Genomic DNA, 17,866 nt, shown 5'->3' on the forward strand with positions numbered 1-17,866 from the left:
CGAGGCTCGCGTGGCCGCGCGTCCGCGGTTCCCGTGCTTCGACGGGTTGCGCGCCGTGGCCGCGATGACGATCGTCGTCTTCCACATCGCGTCGCTCTTCACGGTCAACCTGAACCAGGCGCGCTACATCGGTCCCTATTTCACGCGCCTCGACGTCGGCGTTGCCATCTTCTTCGTGATCTCGGGGTTCTTGCTGTACCGGCCGTTTGCCGCCGCGCACTTCGGCGGCTCCGCGCCCTCGCGGTGGCGCGACTTCTGGTGGCGGCGCGCGGTGCGCATCTACCCGGCGTACTGGATCGTGCTGACCGCGGCGATCTTCCTGTTCCGCAGCGCGCACCTGCACGGCGTCGGCGACTACACGCGCCACTACGCACTCGTGCAGATCTACGTACCTGCCTACGGGCTCGCGGGCATCGTGCCGACGTGGAGCCTCGCGGTCGAGGTGAGCTTCTACGCCGCGCTCCCGATCTACGCGGGGATCGTCGGTGTGCTCGTCGCGCGCGCCGGGCGCTCACGTGCGCTGCTCGTCGAGGCGGGCGCCGCCGCATTCCTGTACCTGTTCGGGCTGGGAGTCCGCGTCTTCCTCTTCTACAAGGACGGTGTGGGGTCGCCCTCGGCACAGTGGCTGCCGGCCGAGTGCGACCTGTTCGCGCTCGGCATCGGGCTCGCGGTGTTCAGCGCGGCGGCGTCGGCCGGGCTCGCGGCGACGGCCACGAACGGTGTCGCGCGCGCGCTCCGCTGGCTCGGCGACAACGCGTACGCGAGCTGGCTGCTCGCGGTCGGTGCCTTCGTGCTCGTCTGCAACATCGGCCTGTCGACGAACTTCGGCGTGGAGACGGTCGACCGCAAGGTCGAGGTGGCGCACCAGATCCTCTATGGCCTCGTCGCGCTGTTCGTCGTGCTGCCGGCGGTCTTCGGCCCGCAGGATCGCGGCGTCGGTCGGCGCGTGCTCCGAAGCCGGGTCGCGACGTCGATCGGTGTCGTCTCCTACGGCATCTTCCTGTGGCACTTCGACTGGATGAACCAGCTGAGCGATTGGAAGCTCGACCGCGGCGTCCACGCGCTGCGGTTCCCGATCCTGTTCGCGCTGACGCTCGCGTTCACGCTCGTCGTCTCGTCGTTGAGCTGGTTCCTCGTCGAGCAGCCGATCCTGCGCCGAGCGTCGCGACCCCCGTGGCGCGCCGCGCGCGCCCCCGCCGCCGAAGGCGCGCGGCCGTGAGCGTGCCGACGGCCGACGCGACCGCGACGGAGGACGACGCCGAACCGGCCGCCGGTGCCGTGATCCCGGGCCGGATCCCGATCGCGGTCGTGTTCGCCGCGGTCGTGATGCTCTACGCGATCTGGGCCGCGTTCACCGGGACGGGCCGCTTCCGCGCGGTTCGGGCCGGCTTCGGCGTCGACTCCGCGTACGACATGCGTGGCGCGAGCGCGCCGGTCTGGAGCCTGCGCTTCCTCGCGGCGCCCGACGCGGCCCCGTTCCTCTTCCTCCTGCTCGCCAAGGTCTGCCTGCGCAACCTGCGCGCGATCGTTCTCGTCGAGAGCGCGATCGCGGTGGGGTGCTGGCTGTTCCTCGCGCGCGCGGTCGCAGAACGCTTGCGCCACCCCGCCGTGCGCACCGGCGCGTTCGTCGCGCTGCTGCTGGTCGCGTTGAGCCCGCCGGTGTCGATGTGGAACGTCTTCGTCGCGACCGAGTCGTTGTCGCTCTCGCTGCTCGTGCTCGCGACGGGACTCTTCATCCGCATGACGGGCGGCCGCTCCGCGCGCCGCGACTACGTCGGCCTCGTCGTCGTGCTCGCGCTGCTCGCGTGCACGCGCGACTCCTACTCGACCGTCGTGCTCGTCGTGGCGGTGGTCGCGATCGTCGTCGGCATCGTGCGGCGGTCGGTGCGCGCTCGGGCCGCGGTGCTCGCGGGCGTGTGCATCGTTGCCGCGGGGCTCAACATCGCGGGATCGAACCACTCGGGCCGTTGGTTCTCGCCGCTCGACGAGACGGTCACGGTCCGGCTGCTCGGTTCGCACGAGGCCACGCGCTACTTGCTCGACCACGGCCTGCCGCTGTCGCCGCAGGTACGCGCGCTCCACCAGCCCTACGCGCAGGCGTTGACCGGTGATCGTGTGACCTTCGACCCCGCGTTCGCGGCGTACCGGGCGTGGCTCAACTCCAAGGGGCGGAGCACCTACGCGTCGTTCCTCTTGACGCACCCCGCCTCCGACATCTCAGGCCCGTTCGCCGATCGGCAGCGGCTCCTGCGCCCCGCGATCCGTGGGTACGCGCACACGTACTACGTCGACGGCGGACCGGTCTTCCGCGTGATCGGGTCGATCGGCATGCCGTCGTCGCAGGGCCTCGTCGAGATCTGGATCGTCGCCGCGTTGCTCGCGGCGATCGCGCTCGCGCGCCGTCGTCGGAACCGCGTGTTGCTCGTCACCGTCGCGCTGTCGACGCTCCTCCTCGTCGTGCACTACCTCGTCGATTGGCACGGCGACGCGCTCGAGCTCGACCGTCACGCGATCGCCGCCGCAGTCCAGCTGCGCGTCGTGCTGTGGATCGTCACCGCGCTCGTCGTCGACGAGATCGCGACCCGTCGCAGTGTCCGCGCCGGCGGCGGCTGAACCGCGGGTCACTCGTACACTGTCGTGGTGCGTGACGGGGGCGGGCCGACGATTCCGCACGTCGCGGCGCTCGACGGCGCGCGCGGTGTCGCGGTCGCCGGGGTCGTGGTCTTCCACGCCGGCCACCTCAAGGGTGGTTATCTCGGCGTCGACTTCTTCTTCGTCCTGTCGGGCTACCTCATCACGTCGCTGCTGCTCGCCGAGGCAACGACCACGGGCGCGATCGGACTCGGCGGCTTCTGGTCGCGCCGCGCGCGGCGACTGCTTCCCGCACTCGCGTTGCTCCTCGTCGGCGTGCTCGCGTACTGCGTGCTGTTCGCACACTCCGACGAGCTCCGCCAGATCCGTGGCGATGCGTTCGCGACCCTCGGGTACGTCGCCAACTGGCGCCAGGTGTTCTCGCACCAGAACTACTTCGCGCTGTTCCGGTCGCCGTCGCCCCTGAACCACACGTGGAGCCTCGCGATCGAAGAGCAGTTCTACGTGGTGTGGCCGCTCGTGTTCTCGGTTCTCCTCTGGCGCTTCCGCGCTCGCACTCCGGTCGCGGTGCTCGTGACCTCGCTCGTGCTGGCCGCGGCCTCGAGCGTGCTGATGTTCGAGCTGTACTCACCCACGAGCACGACGCGCGCGTACTACGGCACCGACACGCGCGCCGCCGCGATCTTGTTCGGTGCGGTGCTCGCCGCGTGGCGGAGCCTGCGCGGGCCGACGGCGATCCGCGCGCGCCGCGTCGCGCTCGAGCTGGTCGGGCTCACGGGTGCTGCCGTGCTGGCCGTCGCGTGGGTCGCACTCGACGGTCAGTCGCGAACGCTGTACCGGGGTGGCTTCCTCCTCTGCGGGCTCGCGGCGACGGCGGTCATCGCGGCGGCGACCCATCCGCAACGCGGTCCGATCGCGCGCGTGCTGGAGCAGCGTCCGCTCGTCGGGCTCGGACTCATCAGCTACGGCGTGTACCTGTACCACTGGCCGATCGACATCGTCGTCGACCGCGAGCGCATGGGCTTCGGCGGCTGGCCGCTCGTCCTCTTCCAGATCGCGGTGACGCTGGCGGTGTCGATCGCGTCGTTCCGCTTCGTCGAGCGGCCGATCCGTCGGGGCGCGATCCGCGCGCCGCAGTGGCGCACGTTCACACCGGTGATCGCGGGCGGGCTGGTGCTCGCGACGTTCGCGGCGACCGCGGCGGCAGTTGAGGTCGTGGTGCCTGCGGTTGGCAAGCACCCGGTCACCAACGCGCGCCGCGCCGCGCAGAAGGCACCGGTCGGAGCAACGCGGGTGCTGTTGGTCGGAAACTCGGTGGCGTTCACGCTCGCGGACGGCTTCGGGAGTCTCGCTACGAAGGACGGCCTTGCAATCTTCAACGCGGCCAAACCCGCGTGTGCGTTCCCGCCACAACTCGCCGACCGCATGATTCAGACGCGCAACGGACTTGTTCGCGCGATTCCGTGCGATCCGCCGTGGGAAGCGGGAGTCGTGAAGGCCTACCGGCCCAACGTGGTCTTCTGGATTACTGCGAACCCCGGTGGCATCGGAGCGAAGTATCACGGTCGGCAGGTTCTCCCGTGCTCCGCGACATACGACGATCTGTTCGTCGACTCGCTTCGCCAAGAGGTGACGACACTTCGGTCAACAGGCGCGAAGGTCGTCGTTGTGACGACCGCCACCACGATGACATTCGCGCTCGTCGACGCGCGGCAGACCGCGTGTGACAACGCGCTCCGACGCCAGGTCGCGAGCGAGACCGGCGCGACCCTCGCCGACCTCGCGGCGTTCGTCTGCCCGGGTGGCACGTGTCGTGCGTTCGACCACGGCGTCAAGCTGCGGCCCGACGGCCTGCACTACACCGGTCCCGCGTCGGAGATCGTGGCGCGCTGGCTGCTCGCGCACTCGGGTTGACGCGCTACTTCACCTGATCGAGCAGCCACGACGCGACGAGTCGCCCGCCCGCGTTCTCGAAGTGCTCGCCGTCTTTGCGCAACGTCACGCCGTGCAACTTCTCGACGCATTGTCCGCCGGGACAGATGTAGCCCATGAGGTCGATCAACTGCACGTGCATCGCCGACGCGACCACGCGCCGGTAGTTGTTCTCGCAGTCGGTCGGCTTGTCCTCCTCGGCGAAGAGGTAGCGCGGGTACGGCTCGGTCGTCATGACGATCTTCGTCTTCGGCCAGCCCATGACCTTGAACGCCTGCCGCAGGCTGTTCTCGTAGAGCGTGGCGTACGCGGTCGAGCACGTGTCGATCCACTGGCCGTTGTAGAGCACGGAGTCCGCGGGGTTGCCGGTGAGCCAGAAGACGACGGCGGGCTTGAACTTCTTCACCGCGCGCCCCTCCCACAGCGGGTCGCACGCGAACGTCTTCTTGTCGAGGTGCTGGCCGTTCGCGCTGTGATAGCGCGCCCGTTTCATCGGGGGCGGGAAACCGCAGCCCTGGACGCCGGCGCTGAACACCGCGATCGGCGGGTCGCGCTTCACCTGCTTCATCGCCTTCCCGAGGAAGTACGCGACCGAGTCGCCGACGACCATGACCCGTTCCGCGCCCGGCGGCGCGTTCGCGTACGCGACCTCGGCCGCGAGCGTCGGGTGACGGAGGCCGGGCACCGTCGACGGCAGACCGTTGGCGGTGACCGCGAACATTACGACGACGAGCACGAGCGCGGTCGCGGGTACGAAGCGGCGCCACTCGACGGCCGACCACGCGCCGTGCCGGATGGGCTGTTCGACGAACCGGTAGCTCGCGATCGAGATCCCGAGCGTCACCGCGATCTGGAAGGTCACGAGCGGCCAACCCGAGAAGCCCATCTCCTTCGAGTCGAGCGCGACGTCGATCGGCCAGTGGTACAGGTAGACGCCGTAGCTGATGAGCCCGAGCCCGACGAGGGGTGTGAACGAGAAGGCGCGCGCGATCGGACCCGGCTGCGGATGCACGACGGCCGCGATGATGATCGTCGCCGCGATGCCGCAGAGCAGGAACCCGCCCTGGTACAGCGTCGCCGACTGACCGTCGAGTCGGGTCCACGCGATCGCGAGGCCGATCACCGACACGATCGCGAGCCCCTCGAGGATGTTCCGGCGCGTGCGGCTCGTCGTCGGGCCCTTGATCGCGAGCCACGCCGCCAGCGCGGCGCCGAACAGGATCGCGGCGGCGCGCGTGTCGGTGCCGTAGTACAAGCGATCCGTGTCGCTCGCCGAGTAGAGGACGATCATCAACGTGCTCGACACCGCCGCGAGCGCGAGCGACGTGACCAGCACCGCCTTCGGCGTCGCGCGCTTGAACCGCGCGAGCAGCGCGACGAACACGAGCGGCCACACGACGTAGAACTGCTCTTCGATCGCGAGGCTCCACGTGTGCGTGAGCGGCGACGGGCTCGCGAACAGCGCGAAGTAGCTCTGGTGCGAGAAGATCTGATGCCAGTTCGCGACGTAGGCCATCGTCGCCCACGCGTCGCCGCGGATGCCGAAGAGCGCGGTGCGATCGCCGAACAGCCAGGCGTACAGCGCGACGCCGAACAGCATGACGGCGAGCGCGGGGAGCAGGCGTCGCGCCCGGCGCGACCAGAACCCACCGAGGCCGACGCTGCCGCGCTTCGTCGACTCCGTGAGCAGGAGCGACGTGATCAGGAAGCCCGAGAGCGTGAAGAAGAAGTCGACGCCGAGATAACCGCCGAGGAGGTGGCCGGCATGGAAGAGGAGGACGCCCGCGACTGCGAGGCCTCGGGCGCCGTCGAGCGCCGAGACCCGAGGAAGCGTCGGCCCCCGCCGTCCCTCGTCCCGCACTGGGTCAGCCTACCAACGGCACCACGAGCCGAATCCGGCGCGCCACGGGCCGCGACCTGCGTCGATGCACGCGTCAGGGCGCCGTCGAGACCGTGGGCGAGGTGACCTGCGACACGATCCAGCGGGCGATGATCGTGCCGCCCGCGCCCTGGTAGTGCAGCCCGTCGGGACGCAGGACGACACCACCCTGGCGGCCGCGGCACTGGCCGTGCGGACACACGTAGTCGAAGAGGTCGACGAGCTGCGCGCCGTCCTGCTGCGCGTACACGCGGCGCATCGTGTTGTCGCAGTCGACGTCGCGGTCGGTGTTCTTCAGGAAGGGCGCGCGGTTGTACGCGGTCGTCGTGACCACGACCTTGGCGCCGCGGTTTTGGAACATGCTGATCTCGCGATGCAGTTGCGGCCGGACCAACGCGTGGTACGGCGCGTCGCACGGCGTGACCGTCTGCCCGTGATACGTACCTTCACGGAGGCCGGCGAGCACCAAGATGACGAGCGTGGGCCGGTACCGCGCGACGGCCGCGGCGTACCAGTTCGGCAGGCACGTGGTCGGCGGCAGCACCGCGCCGTTCGGGAAACGGATCGCGGTCTGCGTGATCCCGTCGGGAAACGCGCAACCGGGAATCGCGGCGTCGACGATCGAGAGGCGCGGCGCGGTCTTCAGGTTCTGGAACGCAGGGCCGAGCTCTCCCGCGACCGAGTCGCCGACGAGGAGCACGCGCACCGAGCCCGGCGGCGCGTCGTGGTACGCCTGGGACGCGGCCTTCAGCGGATCACGGTTCAGCGCGAGCGAAGCGAACGTCTCGGTCGCGGTGGCGCCCGCGGTGGCCGCGAAGATCGCAACGACCAGCGCGAGCGCGATCGCGGGAACGAACCGGCGCCACTCCCGCGGCGTGCGCGCGCCGTGCCGGATCGGCTGCTCGAGCACCACGTAGCTGATCGTCGCGATCGCGAGCGTGAGCGCGGTCTGGAAGCCGAACAGCGGCCAGCCCGAGAAGCCCATCCGCTTCGAGTCGAACGCGACGTCGATGGGCCAGTGGTAGAGGTACACGCCGTAGCTGATGAGCCCGAGTGCGCAGAGCGGACGGAACGACAGCACGCGCCCGAGCACACCCGGCTCGGGGTGCACCGCGGCCGCGATGACCGCGGTCGCGGCCGCGCCGTAGAGCAGGAAGCCGCCGCGGTAGAGACCGGACGACTCGCCGCCGACGCGCAGCCACGCGATCGCGAGCACCACCGCGCCCGCGATGCCGACGACCTCGAGGGCGATGCGCCGGCCGCGCGCGTTCGTCGCGGGGTGCCACGCGTTCCAGGCCGCGAGCGCAGCGCCGAGCAGGATCGCGGTCGCGCGCGTGTCGGTGCCGAAGTAGACGCGCGACGGGTTGTTCGGGTCGAAGAGCACGATCATCAACGTCGTCGAGACCGCGGCGAGCCCGAGCGCGAGCGCGAGCACCACCTGTGGTGTGCGCGTACGCGCGCGGGAGAGCACGCCGACGAACAACAGCGGCCACACGACGTAGAACTGCTCTTCGATCGCAAGGCTCCACGTGTGGTTCAGCGGCGACGGCGTGGTGAACAGGTCGAAGTAGTTCTGGTGCGCGAAGACCTCGCGCCAGTTCGCCACATAGCCGAGGGTCGCGAGCGCGTCGCCGCGGATCTGGCCGAGCTCGGTCGAGCTCGCGAGTACGAGGCAGTAGAGACCGATGCCGACGATGAGGACCGCGAGCGCGGGGAGGAGCCGGCGGGCGCGGCGCGACCAGAAGCCACCGAGCCCGATGTGTCCGTCGCGACCGGCCTCGGCCAGCAGGAGCGACGTGATCAGGAAGCCCGACAGCGTGAAGAAGAAGTCGACGCCGAGGTAGCCGCCGGTGAGGTGGCCGGCGTGGAAGAGCAGCACGCCCGCGACGGCGAGGCCGCGTGCACCGTCGAGTGCCGCGACGTGCTTGATCCGCGCCCCCCGTCCGTCCGCCACCAGGAAATTCTAGGAAATCCGGCCGGACCGCCGCGGTCAGTACAGGCGGTCGGTACGGGCGGTTCAGTACAAGTGGATCCAGAGCGCGACGGCGACCGCGGCGAGCACCGCACCGGAGCCGGCACCGACCATCGCGGTGCTCGTCAGGCGGTCGAACCGCGCCGACAGCTTCGGCGTCGGCAACGCGACGATCAGGAGCGGGATCAACGGCATCAAGTACCGGCCTTGGAAGGCCTCGATGCGCAGGGCGTGGACCGCGTTCCACCCGACGTATGCGAGGAACATCAGGCTCAGCAAGGTCGCGACCGCGAGGGCGAGGAGCAGCACGCGACTGCGGACGCCGACGACGGGCGCGCGGTCGCCGCCGTCGTCGGCGCGGTCGCGGGCGAGGAGCGACACGACGAGGGGGACGACCGCCAGGATCGCGAAGATCGCGGGCAGGCCCCAGAGCGGGATCTGCGCGACCGCGTCGTGCGCGAGCTGCCCCGGGAACTTCGCGAGCGTCGTGCCGACGACGCGCACGAACGCACGCGGGTGATGCAGCACGTACTGCTCCTGCTCGTGCGGGTTCACGTGCGTGTACGCCGCGAAGCGAGCGGTGCCCGTGAGCCCGACCGGCAGCGCGGGCGTGACGTACACGTGCGAGGCGTACGCGGCCCACGCCGCCGCCGCGCCGAAACCGCCGACGACGGCGCCCGCGATCGCGCCCCGGACGCGTGCCGCGTGCCGGCGCCACGGGATCGCCAGCGCCAGCGCGACCAGGATGTAGGGCGGCTTGGCGAAGCCCAGCGCGACGGTCGCCGCCGCGAGCTCGACGAGCTGCGCGCGCGACACATCGGCAGTGGGCGTCGCCGCGAGCCGTAACGCGAGCGCGAGCACGAGCAACGTGAGTGCGAGCGTCACGCCGTCGGCCGAGAGCATCGCCGCCTGCACGATCGTGACAGGGAGCAATGCGACGACCATGAGCGAGGTCGCGCGCGTCGGCATGCGGCGCGCCGCGAGCGTGAGCAGGCCGACCGTGCCGAGCAGGCTTCCGAGGCGACCGAGGTAGATGAGCAACATCGTCGACGCGCCGAGCGCGCGTCCGATCGCCATCAACACCGACGCCGGCGCGTAGGGAACGGGGGAGTACACGGCGGACGTCGGGAAGTTGACGAACGCCTCGCGTCCGCGCGCGCTGCGATCGCCGAGGTGCGACAGGAAGCTCGCGGGACTCGACGGCGCGTGCGCGCGGTGCCCGATCAAGCGGTTGACGCTGATCAGCACGTTCTCGAGATCGGTGCGCATCGCGACGGGCAGGTCGCCGCCGAGCTCGTGCCCGTGGTGCGTCGCGATGAGCTGGCCCTGTGACACCTGGTACGCGCGTGCGTAGTGCACGGCCTCGTCGTAGCCCCCGAGCGGGGGCACGATCAGCACGAAGGCGAGGCCTGCGAGCAGGCCGATGGTCGCGACCATGCGCGCCGCGGACGGCCCTCGTGCCGGTCCCCGTTCGGCAGCGCCGCGTGACCCGTGGGCGCGTCGCGTACGTCCCGCCATGGAGGCGGGGACGATACCCTGTCGCCATGCCGGCGATCACGCACGGTGGGTCGGGCGCGGCGCGGCGGCAACGGTCATCGGCGGGCGAACCACTCGGAAACGTCGTCCCCGTCGGCGCGTCGGCGCGGGCGCCGCGCACGCTCGTGATCATCCCGGCCTGGAACGAGGAAGCTGCCCTTCCGTCGACGCTCGCGGAGCTCGCGCAGGCGCGCCCCGACCTCGACGTGCTGGTGGTGTCCGACGGGTCGACCGACCGCACGGCCGAGGTCGCGCGCGCGGCCGGCGTCGCGGTCGTCGAGCTGCCGTTCAACCTCGGCATCGGCGGCGCGCTGCAGACCGGCTTCCGGTACGCGGTCCGCCACGACTACGCGCGCGCGGTGCAGTTCGACGCCGACGGCCAGCACGACCCCGCGGAGATCGCGACGCTGCTCGGGGTGCTCGACGACGGCACCGATCTCGTCATCGGATCCCGTTTCGGGGAGGGCACCGTCGAGTACCGCGTCGGTCCCGTGCGTCACGGCGCGATGCGGGTGCTGCGCTTCTCGATGAACGCGATGACGCGCCAGAACTTCTCCGACACGTCGTCCGGCTTCCGCGGCTTCGGCCGCGCCGCGCTCGACCTCTTCGCGACGACGTATCCCGTCGAGTTCATGGACTCGACCGAGTCGTTGCTCCAGGCCTGCCGCGCCGGGCTCACGGTCGCGGAGACGCCGACGCGCATCCGCAAGCGCAGCGCGGGCACGCCGTCGACCCGTCGCTTCCGGCTCGTGTACCACTACCTCCGGCTGCTCGTCACCATGTTGAGCCAGGTGTCGCGCCGTACGAGCGAGACGAAGGAGCGCACGCGATGAGCATCCTCGCGGGTCTCGGAGACCAGAAGTTCACCTCGCTCGGCCTCTCGGGTCGCGCGCACGTGCTCGCGTTCCTCGTCACGATCGCCGGCGCGTGGTTCGTGCTGCGGTTGCTGCGGCGGCGGCAGATGCGCGGCAAGTACACGCTGCTCTGGATGATCGTGTTGCTCACCGTGCTCGCGATCGTGGCGTTCCCGGCGATCCTCGACCACTCGTCGCGCTGGCTGCACATCTACTACGCGCCGAGCACGCTGTTCCTGGCCGCGATCGGCTTCCTGCTGCTCGTGTGCGTGTACTTCTCGTACGAGCTGAGCCGGCTCGAGGAGCGGACGCGGATCCTCGCCGAGGAGCTCGCGATCCTGCGCGGCGACCGCGACTCCGCGGCGGCGGGCGAGCGTCGACCCGGATAGCTCGTCGCGCGGCTTCAGTCGAGGTTCGCGAGCCGGCGCGCGAGCGCGATCGCGCGGCTCGCGTCGTAGGCGCGGAAGATCTGCATCTTCTCGGCTTCGATCGACCCTTCGGCGTGCACCGCGAGCACCGCGTGGTAGCCGCCGAAGTCGCGCACGGTCAGGTCGGAGATGAGGTTGACCATCGCGAGGCGCTCGGCCGCGGGCGCGGCGGCGCGGAGGTACTTCTCGAGCACCGGCCGCACCTCGGGGCTGTCCCAGTCCTCACCGCCGGGTCCGGTCGCGAGGATGCCTCCCGCGCAGTCCTGCACCGCGCGCACGGCCTGATGGAAGCCGGTCGCGAACGTGTACTTGGCGATGTTCGTGGTCGCGGAGTCGGGGCGGCAGAAGCCGTCGTCGCCGACGCGGCCCCGCCGCGCCGCGGCCTCGCAGAGCGTGCGCACGGTTTCCGCGTAGATCACGAGCTGGGTCAGCTTGTCGCGGATGTGGCCCGCGCCGACGACGCCGTTCATCTGCGCGATCTGCTGCGCGCAGCCGACGAGCGCGTCGAGCAACGGCAGCTTGTAGGAGATCGCGGTGAAGCGGTGGTACTCCACGAACGCGAGCGCGATCGGTCCTGCGAGCTCCGGTCGGCGGAAGCAGAAGACGCGCTCCCACGGCACGAAGACGTCCTCGAACACGGTGAGCGTCTCGAGCATCTTGTGCTGCGACGAGACCGGGTGCTCCCACGGATGGCGCGCGCCGCCCGAGTAGGGCGACACGTACATCGACAGTCCCTCGGTCGCGGGCGGGACCGCGAACGCGACCGCGAAGTCGGCGTCGTCGGCCTTCATCGCGCGCGTCGGGAGCACGAGCACCTCGTTGGCATTCGGGGTGAGCGACGTGTGCATCTTGGCGCCGCGTACAACGATGCCTTCGTCGCTCCGGTCGACGACGTGGACATGCAGGTCGGGGTCGTCCTGCTCGTGCGGCGCCTTCGAGCGATCGCCCTTCACGTCGGTCTGCGCGACCGCAACCGCGAGATCCTCGGCGCGGCACTGATGGTAGAAGGTCATGAGCCGTTCGAGCTCGACGTCCTGCAGCACGGTCTGCAGCGCGAACAACGCGTCGGTGCCGACATCCTTGATCGACAGCAGCGTGCCGCCGAGCGCGGTCGTGAGCTCGACGAGTCGCATGCGGTCGAGCAGGTCGTCGGTCGAGCGCGGGATCCGGTAGTAGGTGCTGTACTCCTCGCCGGTCTCCGCGTCGACGGTGACCGCGAGGTCGCGGTGCTCGGGCGCGTGACCGACGCGGAAGTCGAGCGCGGAGTGCTCGACCGCGATCGACAGCTCCGGATCGGTCGTCACGTCGGCGACCCGCTGGCCGCGGTACCAGAGCACGCGTCCGTCGCGCAGCGAGTCGCGGTACTCGTCCGCCGTACGCAAACCCATCAGACGCTCCTCATTCGGCGGGGACGACCGCGGCCCGCTCCCGCAGCGGGCGCCCGGCGCGGCCGGCGAGCACCCGGGCGACGCGGCGCGCCATGCGCGAGCGGTTCAGCCACAGGAGCCGGTTGCCGAGCCGGCCGACGTCGCCTCGGGGCACGAACGGCTCGTCGGGATCGAAGTCGTACGGGTGACAGTAGAGCCAGAGCACCTCGTCGGCGCGCGAGCGCGCGAGCCCGACGCGCACCGCGGTCCACGGCAGCACCCGGAAGTAAACGCCGCCGAGGTACGGGTTCGCGAGCTGCGGGCCGATCGTCGCGACGGGGCAGGGCAGCTCGACGAGCCCTCCGGGCCAGCGGAACGGGTGCCGCGGCTGACCGGGCCAGCCGTAGAGCGGGCTGCGCGCGGGCAACAGGCTCGACGAGTACGCGAAGCCGAGCTCGGTGAGCTCGTCGACCGCCCAGCGCGACTCGGGCACGAGCGAGAACGTCGGCGCGCGGAAGCCCGTGACCGGCGCGCCCGCGAGGTCCTCGAGCACCGAGCGGGCGCGCGCGGTCTCGGCGCGGAACGTCGGGGCGTCGAGCTGGGGGAGCGGCACGTGGCGATAGCCGTGGAGCGCGATCTCGTGACCGGCCGCCGCGATCGAGCGCACGAGCGCGGGCTCGGCCTCCGCGAGCTCGCCGACGACGAAGAACGTGCCCGTGACCGCGTGCTCCGACAGCAGCTCGAGCACCCGCGGGACGATGCCGTTCGCGCGCGCGGTGGTTCCCGCGGGCGCGTAGTCCTCGAGGTCGAGGGTGAACGTGATCGGCGGGCGCGACGAGACCGACGGCACGTCAGTACGCGTCCATGTCGAGGAACTCGAACGTGTCGAGGCGGAACGACGCGCTCGGAGCGCGCGATTCGTCGAGGCATTTGAAGACGAGGTTGAGCGGCGACGGTTGGAGCCGGCGCGGCGGGCGGACTCCGCGCACGCGCACGTGCGCGTTGAAGCCCGCGTACACGCACATCGCCGCGCGGTGGTACCGGCACGCGGCGGTGACGAAGGGCGCGCTGCTCACGGGCAGGGCCGCGCCCGGACGCGGGAACACCTTCAGCAACACCGCGGCGCGGATGCGCAGCCGCGCGTGCGCGAGCACGCTCACCGCCACCGCGTCGCGCGTGACGTGGAGCACGTAGCCGCCGTCGGGGCGCGACAGGCGCCAGCGCAGGAAGTCGGGTGTCCACGACTGTGCCCAGTCGCGCACCGGAACCCAGTCGAGGTCGGTCGCGATCGCCTCGAACCACCGATCGGCGAGCAGCGCGCGGTCGACGGGGCGCGACTCGAGTCGTGTGCGGCGGCCGGACGGAAGGGGCGGGCAGATGCGCACCGGGAGCGGGCCGAGCGCCTTCCAGCCGAAGCGCTCGACCACGACGATCGTCGACTCGTCGTTGCCGACGCCGACCATCCCCGGCGCGCCGGTGGCCCGCGCGCGTTCGTACACGCGCTCGGCCATCGCCCGGAAGAAGCCGCCCCGCCGCACGGTCGGGCTCGTCGCGACGTTGGTCGAGAAGATGAACGGCGTCGGGCCCGCGGGCGTTCGGTACGCGGTCGGGATCACCGCGTAGTGCGCGACGCGCATCCCGTCCTGGTCCTCGTTCTCGCCGATGACCTGACCGCGAGGGTTCTCCCGGTAGAACCAGCGGAGGTAGCCGGGATGACCGAAGCGCTCGGCGTCGAGGGTCGCCACGAGCAGCGCCGCGGTGCGCGCGTCGTCGTAGGGGTCGGTGGCGGTCGGCTCGGGAGTCATCGACTCGTTCAGGCTCCGGCCACGCCGACCGTCGGACGGGTCTCGGGCCGCGGCGCGGCCGGTTCCGTCGCCGAGACCGCACGCCGCGCCTTCCACGCGTCGATCGCCGCGAACAGCGCGACCGCGGCGAGCACGGGCATCATCGCGTCGACGGGCGCGCGGTAGCGCGTGATGCCGAACGTCGTCGCCGCGGTGAACGTGATGGTCGCCGCGATCGCGACGAACGGAAGGATCGGTTGCCGGCGTCGGCGCAGCACGAAGAGCCCCGCGATCGACGGGAGTAACAGCAGGAAGTACTGGTCGGTCGCGAGCTGCGACTGCCAGATGCCGCGGCCTTCGAGCGCACCGTCGAAGAGGATGCCCTGTTTGATGCGCGACGGTGTCCAGATGTCCCACATGCGGGCGACGCGCGCCGCGACCACGGCCGGCTGCCGGCCCTTGTGGGCCTTGATGTAGTCGAGCCCGCGTTTGCGCCACACGACCTCGTGGTCGGACTCGTCGCCCGGCAGCGTGCCGAGACCCTTCGCGCAGTAGATCGACCAGTAGCCGAAGTAGTAGCCCGAGTAGGTCTGGTCACAGTTCGCGACCATGACGACGCTCCCGATCCCGTTCGACATCACGACGGGGCGATCGAAGCGCGTGAGGTTGTAGCCGATCCACGGTGCGAGCACGATCGCGCCGAAGCCGAGCGAGGCGACGAGGTAGCGGATGCGCGTCCCCCAGTCGGGATGCTTGCGCGCGAGCGCGAACGGAACCGCGAGCAACGGGAAGATCAGGAACGCCTCGGCGCGCGTCAACGTCGCGAGCGCGATGCCGAAGCCCATCCACGCGGCGCGCGCGGTGCTCGGGCGCTTCCAGAAGCGGAGCGCGAGCAGCACCATGATCGCGGCGGTGAGCACGTACGCGCTCTCCGACATGAGCATCTCGTCGTTGATCCAGAGGTGCGCGTACACGACCGCGCCCGCCGCGGCCGCGAGACCGACGCGCTCGTCGACCAGCTCACGACCGATGAGCCCGATGACGTAGATCGCGGCTCCGCCGAGCAGACACGACGCGATGCGGTGCGTGAGCTGGCTCTCTCCGATGACCTTCGACACCCCCGCGAGATACAGGAGGTACACGGGCGGGTGGCCGGCGCTCGGCGTGATGCGCCCGTACCAGTGGTACTGCCCGGGATCGATGAACCACAGCCCGTGCGCGATGTCGTTCGACTGCCACTGGTAATAGGCGGCGTCGCCGTTCAGCGCGATCCGGCCGATCTCCCGGACCACGTACCAGATGCGGAACGCGAGCCCGGCGAGCGCGATGAACGCGAGGCCGACGTGGAACCCTCGGATTCGCGCGCGCATCGTGGCGAATCTACCAGCGGCCCTTCTGGAAACCGGTCACGCCCCGGTCACGCGATGGGCGCGGTCGGCCGGCTCTGCTGGCGCCGCAACACCCGATCGCGCAGGCCCCACAGCGTCACGAGCGCCATCGCCTCGACGACGATGCGACTCGACATCTTCGACGTGCCGCGCTCGCGGTCGGTGAACGTGATCGGCACCTCGGCGATCCGGCCGCCCGCCTGCACGAGCCGGTACGTCATCTCGATCTGGAACGTGTAGCCGTTCGAGCGCGTCGTCTCGAAGTTCATCGCGCGCAATGCCGACGCGCGGTACGCGCGGTAGCCCGCGGTCGCGTCGCGCATGCCGAGCCGCAGCGCCCACGACGAGTACCGGCAACCCCAGCGCGAGAGCGCGTGCCGGTGCACCGCCCAGTTCGGCGCGGCGCCGCCCTGCACGTAGCGCGAGCCCACTGCGAGGTCGGCGCCGTCGCGCACCGCGGCGAGCAGCGCGGGGAGCGCTTCGGGCGCGTGCGACAGGTCGGCGTCGATCTGCACCATCACGTCGTAGCCGCGCGCGAGGCCGACCGCGTGTCCGGCGCGGTACGCGGCGCCGAGCCCGAGCTTGCGGGGCCGGCGCAGCACCTCGATCTCGCCGAGCGACGCGCCGAGCTTCTCCGCGATCTCCGCGGTGCCGTCGGTGCTGCCATCGTCGACGACGAGGATGTGCGCCTCGGGCACGGCCGCGCGCAACCGCCGCAGCAGCTCCTCGATGTTCTCCGCTTCGCGGTACGTGGGCACCGAGATGAAGGGCCGCATCAACTCGCTCCCACCGGAGCGCGCGGCGAGCGCGCAATCGCGAAGAGCACGGGCGTCGTCGTGTCGATCTGCTCGGTGATGAAGAAGTGCGACGCGTCGAGTCCCGAGCCGATGCCCGTCGACTTCGACCCGAGCAGGCGGTACACGACCGGCAGCAGGTGCTCGTAGGCCCACACGTAGAGCCGTCTCGGCAGCCGCTGCCGCAACTTGAACACATCGAGCTTGAGCAGGCGCTCGCCGCTGGCGCGGCGGGCCGCGAAGTCGGCGTGCAGCTCGTCGTCGCCCTCGAGCCCGAGGACCTTCACGTCGGCGAAGAACAGCGAGAGCATCGACCGCAGGTGGTCGGGCTCGAACAGGTAGACGTGAAAGGGGTTCTCGAAGTCGGCCGGCGCGTTCGGCGTGATCACGTACGCGGTGCCGGTAGGCCCGAGCACGCGCGCGAGCTCGGCCACGTGGAGCGTCGGGTTCGTGAAGTGCTCGATGATGTGCGACGAGCAGACCTCGTCGACGACACCGTCGCGCAGCGCGAGGCGCGCGCCGTCCATCGCCGCGAACCGCACCGCGGTGCCGCGCTCGCCGCCCGGTCCCCACTCCTTTGCCGCTTCGATCGCGGTCGGCGCGCTGTAGTCGACGCCGAGCACGGTGCGGCCGGGACCGTCGAGGCGCGCGGTCTCGTCGCCGACACCGCAGCCCACGTCGACCACGAGGCCGGAGCCGAGCCGGGCCTTGACCTCCCGGTACCCGGCATCGTGGAGCGCGAGGAGGGAGTCGGGCGTGGCGCCCTGCATCGGACGTTCACCCGTCAGCTTCACGGCATTCCGCCCGTCGACCTCGGCACCCCCGTCATGAGGTAGAGGAGGGTAACGCGCCGCATCGCTTGCTCCGGGCCGCCGAACCGAGTGGGGCCGGGACGGCCCGTAGACTCACCCGGCCTCGGTTCCACCGTGGTCGTTCGGCAAGGGGGCTCGACATGCGAGGTGGCGACGCGGACGACGTCGTCGCGAAGCTCGGCGACATCGCGGCCCGCGCGGGCCTCCACCGGGTGAGCATGCTCGCCTGGCGGGACCTCGACGACCCCGAGGCCGGCGGCTCCGAGGTCCACGCCTCGAAGGTCGCCGCCCTGTGGGGCGAGGCCGGGATCGAGGTCACGATGCGGACCTCGCACGCGCCCGGTTACCCGACGGTGTCGTGGCGCGACGGCTACCGCGTCATCCGCAAGGGCGGCCGCTACATGGTGTTCCCCCGCGCCGCCTTCAGCGAGATGATGGGCTGGCACGGCGCGAGCGATGCGCTCGTCGAGATCTGGAACGGCATGCCGTTCTTCTCGCCGGTCTGGGCGCGCCGGCCGCACGTCGTCT

15 protein-coding genes are annotated in these 17,866 nt (G+C 70.9%); 6 read left to right on the forward strand and 9 right to left on the reverse strand.

What is annotated here, in order from left to right; all coding sequences use genetic code 11:
• Positions 1-10: 10 nt before the first annotated feature.
• Genes VH914_14930 through VH914_14940 form a run of 3 tightly spaced genes read left to right on the forward strand, consistent with a single transcriptional unit; the run spans position 11 to position 4,506 of the window.
• A complete protein-coding gene (locus tag VH914_14930; GenBank protein ID HEX4492499.1) occupies positions 11-1,219 on the forward strand; it encodes an acyltransferase in 1,209 nt (402 codons plus the stop codon).
• Positions 1,216-2,613, forward strand: a complete 1,398-nt coding sequence (locus VH914_14935) for a hypothetical protein (protein HEX4492500.1) — start codon at positions 1,216-1,218, stop codon at positions 2,611-2,613. The genes VH914_14930 and VH914_14935 overlap by 4 nt, the downstream gene beginning before the upstream one ends.
• A gap of 27 nt (positions 2,614-2,640) precedes the next feature.
• A complete protein-coding gene (locus VH914_14940) occupies positions 2,641-4,506 on the forward strand; it encodes an acyltransferase family protein (protein ID HEX4492501.1) in 1,866 nt (621 codons plus the stop codon).
• A gap of 4 nt (positions 4,507-4,510) precedes the next feature.
• Here VH914_14940 and VH914_14945 read toward each other — a convergent pair whose 3' ends face one another.
• From VH914_14945 to VH914_14955, 3 genes are all read right to left on the reverse strand, one after another.
• Positions 4,511-6,385, reverse strand: coding sequence for an acyltransferase (locus tag VH914_14945; GenBank protein HEX4492502.1), 1,875 nt, complete (start codon positions 6,383-6,385; stop codon positions 4,511-4,513).
• 73 nt (positions 6,386-6,458) lie between these two features.
• A complete protein-coding gene (locus VH914_14950; GenBank protein HEX4492503.1) occupies positions 6,459-8,357 on the reverse strand; it encodes an acyltransferase family protein in 1,899 nt (632 codons plus the stop codon).
• Positions 8,358-8,420: 63 nt separating this feature from the next.
• On the reverse strand, positions 8,421-9,812 hold the full coding sequence (locus VH914_14955) for a DUF2142 domain-containing protein (protein HEX4492504.1): 1,392 nt from the start codon (positions 9,810-9,812) through the stop codon (positions 8,421-8,423).
• Positions 9,813-9,919: 107 nt separating this feature from the next.
• On the opposite strand from VH914_14955, the gene VH914_14960 reads away from it, so the two are divergent.
• Both VH914_14960 and VH914_14965 read left to right on the forward strand, forming a co-directional pair.
• The gene (locus VH914_14960; protein HEX4492505.1) at positions 9,920-10,744 is read left to right on the forward strand and encodes a glycosyltransferase family 2 protein; all 825 of its coding nucleotides are present in this window, start codon (positions 9,920-9,922) and stop codon (positions 10,742-10,744) included.
• A complete protein-coding gene (locus tag VH914_14965; GenBank protein HEX4492506.1) occupies positions 10,741-11,154 on the forward strand; it encodes a DUF2304 domain-containing protein in 414 nt (137 codons plus the stop codon). Before VH914_14960 ends, VH914_14965 begins: the two co-directional genes overlap by 4 nt.
• A gap of 14 nt (positions 11,155-11,168) precedes the next feature.
• Here VH914_14965 and VH914_14970 read toward each other — a convergent pair whose 3' ends face one another.
• The 6 genes from VH914_14970 to VH914_14995 are packed head-to-tail and all read right to left on the reverse strand — an operon-like array spanning position 11,169 to position 17,320.
• Positions 11,169-12,581, reverse strand: a complete 1,413-nt coding sequence (locus tag VH914_14970; GenBank protein HEX4492507.1) for a 4-hydroxyphenylacetate 3-hydroxylase N-terminal domain-containing protein — start codon at positions 12,579-12,581, stop codon at positions 11,169-11,171.
• A gap of 10 nt (positions 12,582-12,591) precedes the next feature.
• The gene (locus VH914_14975) at positions 12,592-13,410 is read right to left on the reverse strand and encodes a polysaccharide deacetylase family protein (GenBank protein HEX4492508.1); all 819 of its coding nucleotides are present in this window, start codon (positions 13,408-13,410) and stop codon (positions 12,592-12,594) included.
• 1 nt (position 13,411) lies between these two features.
• Positions 13,412-14,365, reverse strand: a complete 954-nt coding sequence (locus VH914_14980) for a GNAT family N-acetyltransferase (protein HEX4492509.1) — start codon at positions 14,363-14,365, stop codon at positions 13,412-13,414.
• An 8-nt stretch (positions 14,366-14,373) separates the two neighbouring features.
• Entirely contained in the window at positions 14,374-15,714 is a 1,341-nt protein-coding gene (locus VH914_14985; protein ID HEX4492510.1) for a glycosyltransferase family 39 protein, read from the reverse strand.
• Between the two features lie 47 nt (positions 15,715-15,761).
• Complete coding sequence (locus VH914_14990) at positions 15,762-16,508, reverse strand: polyprenol monophosphomannose synthase (GenBank protein ID HEX4492511.1); 747 nt, start codon at positions 16,506-16,508, stop codon at positions 15,762-15,764.
• Entirely contained in the window at positions 16,508-17,320 is an 813-nt protein-coding gene (locus VH914_14995) for a class I SAM-dependent methyltransferase (protein ID HEX4492512.1), read from the reverse strand. The genes VH914_14990 and VH914_14995 overlap by 1 nt, the downstream gene beginning before the upstream one ends.
• A 158-nt stretch (positions 17,321-17,478) precedes the next feature.
• Here VH914_14995 and VH914_15000 point away from each other — a divergent pair.
• The coding region (locus VH914_15000; GenBank protein ID HEX4492513.1) for a glycosyltransferase family 1 protein at positions 17,479-17,866 on the forward strand (388 nt) is incomplete at its 3' end.

The organism is Acidimicrobiia bacterium, from assembly GCA_036271555.1.
Taxonomy (GTDB): Bacteria; Actinomycetota; Acidimicrobiia; order IMCC26256; family PALSA-610; genus DATBAK01.